3 protein-coding genes are annotated in these 2308 nt (G+C 46.4%); all 3 read right to left on the minus strand.

The annotated features are described in order from the left end of the window. Positions 1-217 (minus strand): hypothetical protein (locus F6K51_RS36165; RefSeq protein ID WP_293030711.1); only part of this gene is annotated, 217 nt, incomplete at its 3' end. A gap of 191 nt (positions 218-408) precedes the next feature. Then, entirely contained in the window at positions 409-2022 is a 1614-nt protein-coding gene (locus F6K51_RS36170) for an NHLP bacteriocin system secretion protein (RefSeq protein WP_293030713.1), read from the minus strand. Between the two features lie 25 nt (positions 2023-2047). Further along, positions 2048-2308 (minus strand): hypothetical protein (locus F6K51_RS36175; protein WP_293030715.1); only part of this gene is annotated, 261 nt, incomplete at its 5' end.

The raw sequence follows: 2308 nt of genomic DNA on the forward strand, positions 1-2308 counted from the left end.
CATTGTTTACTGTTGAAAGTTGAAAGTTGAAGGTTGGTTTGTTGTTCGCGTAGCGTGGCCAAAGGCCAAGGTTGAATGTTGTTTGTTGAAGGGTTAAGGGTAGGTTGAAAGTTGAAAGTTGAAGGTTGGTTTGTTGTTCGCGTAGCGTGGCCAAAGGCCAAGGTTGAATGTTGTTTGTTGAAGGGTTAAGGGTAGATTGTTCGCGTAGCGTGGCCAATAGGCCAAGGTTTGTTTGTTGTTCGCCTTTGGAGTTCGGTGAAGGGTAGGTTTTTTGGTTATTCGCATTTGGCTAATAACCTTGGCCAAAGGCCAGGCTACGCGAACAAACTTTCAACTTTAAACTTTCAACCTTAAACTTTCAACCTTCAACCTTCAACTTTCAACTTTCAACATTAAACCTTTAAACCTTCAATAAATCCCACTCCATTCCCGCAAAATCGGCAAGACAAAGCTAATCGGCACACGCTCTTTTACTCTCACCCTAGCGGTGGTAGTAGTTCCGGCAGAAATTTTCAAGTCTGGACCATCAGAAGATGACCATTGGTAGCCACTAAACGTGGTATTATTTGGTTCTAATTGAGCGTAGACTTCTATCATTGCTCCCCCCTGACCGATCAGATTATCTACTACTTCTGGATTCCCAACTACACTAGCTGCTCCCTCGCGAGTTACAGGATAGGGTGAAACTGAAGTAATTTTGCCCACAATGCCACCAAATCGTTGCCGCTTAACTGTATCCGGTGTAATTTGAATCAGCATTCCTGGTTGAATCTTTTTTCCGTCCTTGACCGAGAAATAGGTAATGCCCTCCATGCCATCACTTTGTCCCTTAACTGTCATGGTGCCGAGCTGGGTTCCGGGTTGAACCACTTGTCCCCTAGCAGCAGCAATTTCGACAACGCACCCAGCGTAAGGACTCAGAATTTTACTCTTGTCTGCCACTTGCTTTTCCAGTCGAGCAATTTCTAGCTTCACGTCCTGAATCTGATTGCTTCGTTGATTAGAACTTTCCAAATTCTGTTGGTCTAAACGTTTTTCCTTGGTATCCAACTCTTGTAACTGTGCTCTGATTTGGGATATGGTATTAAGATTATCCAAATATTTTTGTTGCGCCTCAGTTTCTCGAACACTGAGTTCCTCTAACTTTACTTGAATCTCACTAATCGTACTGAGATTCTGTACGTATGTGCCTTCTGTTTCAGTTTCACTAACATCCAGTTGCTTCAACTGTGCTTCCAGCTCCGAGATACTCTGCACGGCTTGGCGATACTCTTGTTCCGCTTGTAAAACCGCATCTTCGGCAATTCCCCCTACCGCCGACAGTTCCTGACGCTTTTGCCATCTCCGTTTGAAAACTGGGACTTGAGCTATAAGATCCCTGAGCCGTTGTTCTAAGCTTTGGCGCTGCTGTGCGATCGCTTTTAATCCCTTATCCTGTAATACTGGAGTCAGAGCCATGGCATCCCGCAGCTGTTGGTTTAGACTTTGACGCTGTCGAGCGATCGCAGTAAAGTTTTTCTCTTTTAGTACAGGAGTCAGAGCCATGGCATCTTGCAACCGTTGCTCTAAGCTAGCTCGCTGCTTTGCGATCGCATCCGTTTCCAGTTGGGTTAGCTGAGTTGAAATTAAATTGCTATCTCTATCCTGTACCTGCAATTGACTTAGTTTCCTCCGTTGCAGCTGTAACTGCTTTTTGAGTTCAGATGGGTCAATGGTTGCCAGTACATCATTTTTCTCAAAGCATTGCCCCTCCCCGACATTTAGAGAGTCCAACTGTCCAGATATAGTGGACTGAAACTGTACTAGCCGCCGGGGACGGATTAGTACTCCTTGACCGGTGACAGTGATGGGAATCCGTCCAAAAATACTCCAAATCACAGCCAAAAACACCAAACCCCCCAAAGCCGCTAAAGGTAGCCAATCCCTAGGATTAACCACTTGCATCAACTGATCCAGCCGTTCTGGGGAAGATAGCCGTTCAAGTGATTCTTGGCGAAACAGACTTTTCTTGTTCTTGAACATTTTAAGTAGTCGGACAAAAGTAAAATTAACTGTTGAAATAGCGAACAGGGAACAGGGAACAGGGAACAGGGAACAGGGAACAGGGAGCAGGGAGCAGAGGGATTTTTGGCAACTTTACACAAGTTAATATAGCGATGCAGCGCGGTCTTGGGGAGGCAGCGCCTTCATGCGGGGGTTCCCACCGGGCTGGAGAGCGATGCAGAGGTGCGACCCGTGGCGAATTTAATTCGCCTACGGAAAGCGCACCTAAGCCTTCATGCGGGGGTTTCCCCCACTCGCGCTTTGC

It is taken from the genome of Moorena sp. SIO3I8, from assembly GCF_010692325.1.
In the GTDB taxonomy this organism is placed as follows: Bacteria; Cyanobacteriota; Cyanobacteriia; order Cyanobacteriales; family Coleofasciculaceae; genus Moorena.

What these genes read in the sequence shown, in the direction of transcription:
- F6K51_RS36170 (WP_293030713.1), bottom strand. Translation starts at nt 2,022, where the DNA reads ATGTTCAAGAACAAGAAAAGTCTGTTTCGCCAAGAATCACTTGAACGG.